Genomic DNA, 7,267 nt, shown 5'->3' with positions numbered 1-7,267 from the left:
ACACGATCGAGCGCCCGCCGCCTCCCGGCGGGCGCTCGATCGTGTCGCCCTCCACGTAGGTCTTGTTGCCGGGCAGGATGTGGTCCTGCAGGCCGGTGCCGGGCTGGCGCGAGAAGCGCGGCTCGCGCACGCCGTCCGCCGGCACGGAGACGCGGCCGTCCTTGCCGAGGTCCTTGATGTCCCGTTCGCGGGCGGATTCGCGCACGGCCCGCTGGGCCACGTCCTTCACGCGGCGGAGGAAGCGCTGCCGGTTGGGGAGACTCTTGCCCCCGGGATTGAGTCGACGGTCGACGATGTGCATTCGGTGCCCGAACCCTCGTCCGCTCTGATTCCGGCCGGCCATGATCGCCGGCCGGCCGCTCGAAACTGTGGCGGCTTGAGGGTGTGGCCGGCCTCAAGCCGGCCTGTGCCCCCTACCCCGCCTGCTTCACCCGCATGTACCACTCGACCAGCCGGCGGACCTGCCGCTCGGTGTAGCCGCGCGCGACCATGCGCTCGACGAACTCGCCGTGCTTCTTCTCGGTGTCGCCGTCCTTCTTGGACCCGAAGGAGATCACCGGCAGCAGCTCCTCGACTTGGCTGAACATCCGCCGCTCGATCACCTCGCGCAGCTTCTCGTAGCTGGTCCAGCTCGGGTTGCGGCCGCCGTGCTGCGCCCGGGAGCGCAGGGCGAACTTCACCACCTCGTTGCGGAAATCCTTCGGGTTGGCGATGCCGGCGGGCTTCTCGATCTTGGTCAGCTCCTGGTTCAGCAACTCGCGGTTGAGGAGCTGGCCGGTCTCGGCGTCCTTGAAGTCTTGGTCCTCGATCCAGGCATCCGCGTAGTCGATGTAGCGGTCGAACAGGTTCTGCCCGTAATCGTGGTACGACTCGAGATAGGCCTTCTGGATCTCGTGGCCGATGAACTCCGCGTAGCGCGGCGCGAGCTCGGTCTTGATGAACTCCAGATAGCGCTTCTCGGTCTCGGGCGGCAATTGCTCGCGCTTGAGCGCCTGTTCGAGCACGTACATCAGGTGCACGGGATCGGCCGAGACCTCGGTGGTGTCGTGGTTGAAGGTCGCGGCCAGCACCTTGAAGGCGAAGCGGGTCGAGATCCCGTCCATGCCCTCGTCCACGCCGGCGGTGTCCTTGTACTCCTGCATCGAGCGGGCGCGGGGATCGACCTCGCGCAAGCTCTCGCCGTCGTAGACCCGCATCTTGGAGAACAGGTTCGAGTTCGCGTGCTCGCGCAGCCGCGAGAGCACCGAGAACCGGGCCAGCATCTCCAGCGTGCCCGGCGCGCAGGCGGCGGCCGAGAGTTCCGAGCCGGAGATCAGCTTGTCGTAGATGCGCTGCTCCTCCGTCACCCGGAGGCAGTACGGCACCTTGATCACGTAGATGCGGTCGATGAAGGCTTCGTTGTTCTTGTTGGTCTTGAAGGTCTGCCACTCGGACTCGTTCGAGTGCGCCAGGATCACGCCCGTGAACGGGATCGCGCCGATGTTCTCGGTGCCGACGTAGTTGCCCTCCTGCGTCGCCGTGAGCAGCGGGTGCAGCATCTTGATGGGCGCCTTGAACATCTCGACGAACTCCAGGACACCCTGGTTCGCCCGGTTCAGTCCACCCGAGTAGGAGTACGCATCCGGGTCCGCCTGGGAGAGGGTCTCCAGGCGGCGGATGTCGACCTTGCCGACGAGCGAGGAGATGTCTTGGTTGTTCTCGTCGCCGGGCTCGGTCTTGGCGATGCCGATCTGGCGCAGGCGGGACGGCCGGACCTTGATCACCTTGAAGCGCGAGATGTCGCCGTTGAACTCGTCGAGGCGCTTGAGGGCCCAGGGGCTCATCAGGCCGGTCAGCCGGCGGCGCGGGATGCCGTAGCGGCTCTGGATCTCCGCGCCCATCGTCTCGGGGTCGAACAGGCCCAGCGGGCTCTCGAAGACCGGCGAGACCTCGTCGCCCGCCTTCAGCACGTAGATCGGGTGGACCTCCATCAGCGCCTTCAGGCGCTCGGCGAGCGACGACTTGCCGCCGCCGACAGGGCCCAGCAGGTAGAGGATCTGCTTGCGCTCCTCCAACCCTTGAGCGGCGTGGCGGAAGAACGAGACGATCCGCTCGATCGTCTCCTCCATGCCGTAGAACTCGGCGAAGGCCGGGTAGGTCCGGATGGTCCGGTTCATGAAGATCCGGCCGAGGCGGGAATCCTTGGCGGTGTCGATGAACTCGGGCTTGCCGATGGCCTCGAGGATGCGCTCGGCCGCGGAGGCGTACATCAGCGGCTCGTCGCGGCAGGCCTCCAGATACTCGGAGAGCGTCATCTCCGTGTCGCGGCGCGCCTCGTAGCCTCTGGCGAAGCTCTGGAAAAGGTCGTTCGTCGCATGCATCGGCATTCGATAACCCTCTCAGACCACGGTTAGCTTCATCCTGTCCCGGCCCGGATGCAACTGACAGGCCCGCTTTTGTCGCACTGCGACGGAGACGCCGCAGGTGCGTGTGCCGCCTGCAACACTCCGCCTTTCGGCGGGCCGGATCAACACTCTTCCGGCTCCCTTGCGCGAGGCTGGGTGATCGCGGGCCTCGCCGAGGCGCCCGTGACCGAACGTGGACGCGCGGCCTGTTGTGCGATGCACAACAGGCCCGATGCGACGCGGCGCGTCAGAGATCGTTGCTGTCCTTCTTGGCGTCGCCCCCGCCCTTCGAGGCCGCCTCGACCGTGATCTTGAAGACCCGGGTCTGGACCTCGCCGTCGGCGCTCTTCACCTCGAACGTCAGCTCGTCCGAGCCGGTGAAACCGTCCTTGGGCTGGTAGAACACGCCCATCACGCCGGCATCCTTGTTCGGGCAGCGGAAGTTCCCCGGCGTCTTCTGCTTGCCGGCCTTCACGATCACGGCGCCGTTCTTCGGGAAGGCGGAGAACCGGAATTCCGGCATCGGCCCCTCCGAGCAATCCTTCTTCAGGTTCGGCGTGACGAGGAGCCGGCCCGTCTTGCCGGAGGCCACCGTCTCGGTCTTCTGGACCGTGTCGGCCAGGACCGGGCCTGCGGCGGTCAGGAGGCCGCCGGCGACGAGCGCGGCGAGCGGGCGGGCGAAGGTCATGCTGGGCTCTCCCCTGGAGCGTTCTCGAACCGGCGTCGGCTGCGCCGGGACACGCCATGTGGGGAGGCGGCGGCATCCCGTCGAGGGGCGGCGCGGCTCGGCGGGGAGCGGCCGGCACTAATCCTGGAGCGCGGCCGCGACGATGCCGGTGACCCGCGCGAGGGCGGCCGGCTCCAGCTCGTCCTTCAGCATCGCGGCGAGCCGCGCCTCGACGCGGGCCCGCTCGCCCGCGTCGGCGACGGGCGTGACGGGGATGTCCGCCTCGTCGATGCGGCAGACCCGGCGGATGGTCTCGGCGGCGGCGAGCAGCGCCTCCCGGTCGGCGGGACCCATCTCCCAGAGCGGGTTGCGCAGCCGGCTGATCACCCGCTTGGCATCGCGGTAGGCGTGGTCGGCCTGGGTCGCCGCCTCGATGCGGCTCGCGAGGTAGACGAGTTCCAGCACCTCGGAGGCCGCCTGCGGGCAGGCGCGCACGACCCGCATCAGGCGGCTCGTCAGTTCCTGGGTCGGCGAGAGCGGGCGGCGAGGCGCTTTCATGCGCCGGTCAACGCCAATCCTCCGGAAAGGTTCGCGGCCCACCAGGTGGGAAAGGCGTTGGCGGACCAGTGGGTTGCGCACCATTGATCGGCCGGGCGCGACGCCCCCTCCTGTCCGCGGTCGGGGCAAGCGTGGAGAATGGGCCCCCTCCCTCGGCTCGGGCGAGAACCGCGCCGCGCCCCCTCTCCCGATCCGGCCCCGCGCTCGCTCGGCATCTGCGATCGCGCTGCTCTTTTGGGGAAGGGGAGCGTCGCGCGCTATTCCGGCTTCTCCCGCAGGGCCGCCAGCGCGTCGCGGCAGGCGTGGAGCTCGGCCAGCACCGCCTCGAGGAGCGCGCGCTGGGGCATGTCAGGCTCGAGGGGAGCCGCCTCGCGCTGCGTCTCGGGCGCCTCGGGGGCCGCCGCCACGGCCTCGCCGCGGCCGACCGCCTGGACGAAGCGGACACCGTTCTCCCGCAGCACCCGTTGCGCGCCCTGGATGGTGTAGCGCTGGACGTGCAGCATGTGCCGGATGCCGGCGATCAGCGCGACGTCCTCGGGCCGGTAGTAGCGGCGCCCGCCCGCGCGCTTCAGGGGCCGCACCTGCCCGAAGCGCGTCTCCCAGAAGCGCAGCACGTGCTGGGGCACGTCGAGGGCCTCCGAGACCTCGCTGATCGTCCGGAAGGCGCCGGCCTGCTTCGCCCCCGGATCGTCGGCGGGTGTGGCGGCAGGGGGCGCTGGCGGCATGAGCGGTTCCGTCGGGCAAGCGCGGACGGTCCGCCCGCGGGGCCCCGATCATAGGCCCGGCCCGCGGGTCACGGCCAGGGCGCAGACCGAAGAGGGGCGTTGGCCAAAAGGAAAGGCCCGCGGCGAGCCGCGGGCCTCCCGGAATCCTGGGTCGCGGCCCGCGCGGGCCGCGCCGCCTCAGCGCGAGTAGAACTCGATGACGAGGTTCGGCTCCATCTGCACCGGGTAGGGCACCTCGGAGAGGCCCGGCACGCGGGTCACGCGGGCGGTCATCTTCTGGTGATCGACCTCGATGTAGTCCGGCACGTCGCGCTCGGCGAGCTGGGTGGCGACCACCACGAACTCGAACTGGCGGGCGGCCTCGCGCACCTCGATCACGTCGCCCGGCTTCACGAGGTAGCTCGGGATGTTCACCCGCTGGCCGTTCACCTTGATGTGGCCGTGGTTGATGAACTGGCGGGCGGCGAACGGGGTCGCCACGAACTTCGAGCGGTACACGACCGCGTCGAGGCGGCGCTCCAGCAGGCCGATCAGGTTCTCGCCCGAGTCGCCGCGCAGGCGGATCGCCTCGGCGTAGTAGCGGCGGAACTGCTTCTCGGTGATGTTGCCGTAGTAGCCCTTGAGCTTCTGCTTGGCGCGCAGCTGCGTGCCGAAGTCGCTCATCTTGCCCTTGCGGCGCTGGCCGTGCTGGCCGGGGCCGTACTCGCGGCGATTCACGGGGCTCTTCGGGCGGCCCCAGATGTTCTGGCCCATGCGGCGATCGAGCTTGTGCTTCGCCTGAACGCGCTTCGACATCGCGGTTCCTCTGTCTTCTGTTCGTGCTTCGAGGAACGCGCCCTCCTCTCCCCCCGGCCGGAGCCGTCCTCGGCCGGGGCCGAGCGGGGCGACAGAGCGGGGTTGAGCCCGCCCACGGGTGCGTTGAAAATGCAGCGGGGCCCCTCATCGGAGCCCCGCGACGGCGCGTCTGTAGTGCAGACGGCCGGTTCGGTCAACCTGCGGCCGGGATCGTCAGTTGCCGTAGGGGTTGTAGGGGTTGGCGGCGAGGTGCGGCAGGCCCGCGAAGGCATAGCGCAGGCCGATGCGGAACTCGTTGGCCGTGAGATCCTTCAGGCGGGTGCCGTAGCCGTAGGCGTCCACGCCTGTGCGCAGCTTGCCGAGATCGACGTAGCGGTAGGCCGCGTCGAGGCTCAGGCCGTAGCCGAGATCGTAGGACAGGCCGGCCGTGAGCGCCCAGGCGAGCGAGGTGACGGAGCGCTTCCCCCGCGGCACGGGATCGCGCGGGCCGGTTCCGGGCGAGCCGTCGCAGGCGTCGAGGAAGCAGGAGGTCTGGGTGTAGTTGCGGGTGGTGCCGATATCGGCGACGCCGACGCCCGCGCCGATATAGGGCGTCAGCCCCCACCACGTGCCGAGGTCGGCGTAGACGTTGACGAGCGCGGTGAGCGCGTCGGCGCGGCCGGTCTCGATGTTGCCGCCGGTCTCGAAGTTCGAGCGCGACGAGAAGGCGCTGAAGCGGGTCGGACCCCGCTGGTCGATGGTGGCGTCGATCCGCAGCCACGGATTGACCCGGTAGCCGACGCCGCCGCCGTAGCCGCCCGCGTCGCCGACCCGCAGGCCGACATAGGGCGGCCGGTTCGGGTCGCTCGGATCGGGCGGGGTGTCGTCGCGGGGCCGGCCGTAGCTCGCGTGGGTGAAGTCGCCGCGCAGGTACCAGCCCGAGCCGATCTCGACCGGCGGTGGGGCCTCGACCGGCGGCGGAGGCGGCGGTAGCGCGGTCGGCAGGAGATCGGCGGCCCCGGCCTGGTGGAGGGAGCCGGCCAGCGCGATGAGCGCGCAGACCGGCAGACGTGCAGACGCAACCATGGATCGTCCCGACGCTTGGGCCCGGCAGGCTCGACGGCCTCGCGGGGCGGTGGACCAGGGGCCCGGGGAGCCGGACGGACCGGCCGAATCGAATACTGACAAACAAGGGTTAGGAGGGACTTAACCCTAACCGAGGCGCCCGCTCCCGCGGGCGGATCACGCGGCCCGGGGAGACGGTCCGGACACGCAAGGGGGGCGGCGCGTGGATCCGCGCCGCCCCGCAGCCTCCCGGGTCCTCCCGTGGGGCGTCAGTACTTGCGGACCAGCGGGCCGGGGGGCGGCGGCGGCGCGTAGTCGGCCATCAGCGGGGGCAGCGGGGCCGCGACGATGCCGCCGAGCAGGTAGCGGAAGCCGAGCCGGACGTCGTGCGCCTCGAGGTTCTTGAACTTGTAGGTCGTGCCGGGGCACCCGTCGCTGCCGAAGCAGTTCAGGCTGCCGCTCTTGACGCTGCCGAGGTTGAGGTACTCGTAGGCCAGTTCCAGCCGCAGGTTCGGGGTCACCGCGTAGCCGAGGCCGGCGTGCAGGCCCCAGGCGAAGGTCGTGGTATCGCTCGGCCGGATCACGCCCGCTCCGCCCGTCGCGGTGCCCGACCCCACGTCGGTCAGCGTGCCGAGGTGATGGAAGGCCGCGCCGACCGAGCCGCCGCCGAAGAACGACACGCCGTTCCAGGTGAAGAAGTCGTACGAGCCGCGGGCCATCGCGACGATCGTGGAGACGTGGCCGGTATAGAAGTCGAGACCCTTGCCGGGCGACTTGCAGGTCCCGTCCGCGTCGAAGTTCGCGTTGAAGCAGCCCGCGTAGCTCTCACCGAAGCGCAGGGTTGCGGATGTCCGGTACTGGGCCACCGCCTCCACGCGCAGGCCGTTGCCGAACTCGTAGCCGAAGCCGCCGCCCGCGAAGGCCTGGTCGCCGATCTCGCGGTACTCCTCGTGGTAGCCGCCCTTCGGCTGCGGGAAGCCCGGCTTGTCGTACCCCTCGAACTTGCTGAGGCGCAGCGCGCTGACGCCGACCTCGCCGCGCAGGTACCAGCCGCCGCCCCCCGTCGTCGATGTCGGCGGCGGCTGGTACCTGCG

General features: G+C 70.2%; 8 protein-coding genes. All 8 read right to left on the bottom strand.

Annotated elements, in window-relative coordinates:
* The coding region (locus AX737_RS29775) for a DUF444 family protein (protein WP_156454049.1) at nucleotides 1–301 on the bottom strand (301 nt) is incomplete at its 3' end.
* 112 nt (nucleotides 302–413) lie between these two features.
* Nucleotides 414–2,366: a PrkA family serine protein kinase gene (locus tag AX737_RS29770; RefSeq protein ID WP_066927641.1), complete on the bottom strand. Its 1,953-nt coding sequence runs from the start codon at nucleotides 2,364–2,366 to the stop codon at nucleotides 414–416.
* 265 nt (nucleotides 2,367–2,631) lie between these two features.
* Nucleotides 2,632–3,072 (bottom strand): 4-aminobutyrate aminotransferase, encoded by a 441-nt coding sequence (locus AX737_RS29765; RefSeq protein ID WP_066927639.1) that lies wholly within the window; start codon nucleotides 3,070–3,072, stop codon nucleotides 2,632–2,634.
* A gap of 117 nt (nucleotides 3,073–3,189) precedes the next feature.
* Nucleotides 3,190–3,609: a hypothetical protein gene (locus AX737_RS29760; protein ID WP_066927637.1), complete on the bottom strand. Its 420-nt coding sequence runs from the start codon at nucleotides 3,607–3,609 to the stop codon at nucleotides 3,190–3,192.
* A gap of 257 nt (nucleotides 3,610–3,866) precedes the next feature.
* Complete coding sequence (locus AX737_RS29755) at nucleotides 3,867–4,334, bottom strand: MerR family transcriptional regulator (protein ID WP_066927635.1); 468 nt, start codon at nucleotides 4,332–4,334, stop codon at nucleotides 3,867–3,869.
* Between the two features lie 177 nt (nucleotides 4,335–4,511).
* The gene (gene rpsD / locus AX737_RS29750) at nucleotides 4,512–5,129 is read right to left on the bottom strand and encodes a 30S ribosomal protein S4 (protein ID WP_066927633.1); all 618 of its coding nucleotides are present in this window, start codon (nucleotides 5,127–5,129) and stop codon (nucleotides 4,512–4,514) included.
* Between the two features lie 213 nt (nucleotides 5,130–5,342).
* The gene (locus AX737_RS29745) at nucleotides 5,343–6,194 is read right to left on the bottom strand and encodes an outer membrane beta-barrel protein (RefSeq protein ID WP_066927630.1); all 852 of its coding nucleotides are present in this window, start codon (nucleotides 6,192–6,194) and stop codon (nucleotides 5,343–5,345) included.
* A gap of 248 nt (nucleotides 6,195–6,442) precedes the next feature.
* Nucleotides 6,443–7,267, bottom strand: an 825-nt coding sequence (locus tag AX737_RS29740; protein ID WP_066927628.1) for an outer membrane beta-barrel protein, incomplete at its 5' end; no start/stop codon positions are given.

The sequence above is a fragment of the Methylobacterium sp. CCH5-D2 genome (genome assembly GCF_001556475.1).
Taxonomy (GTDB): Bacteria; Pseudomonadota; Alphaproteobacteria; order Rhizobiales; family Beijerinckiaceae; genus Methylobacterium; species Methylobacterium hispanicum.
The sequence above is the reverse complement of the archived record's forward strand: the minus strand, read 5'-3'. Positions and strand labels throughout refer to the sequence as shown.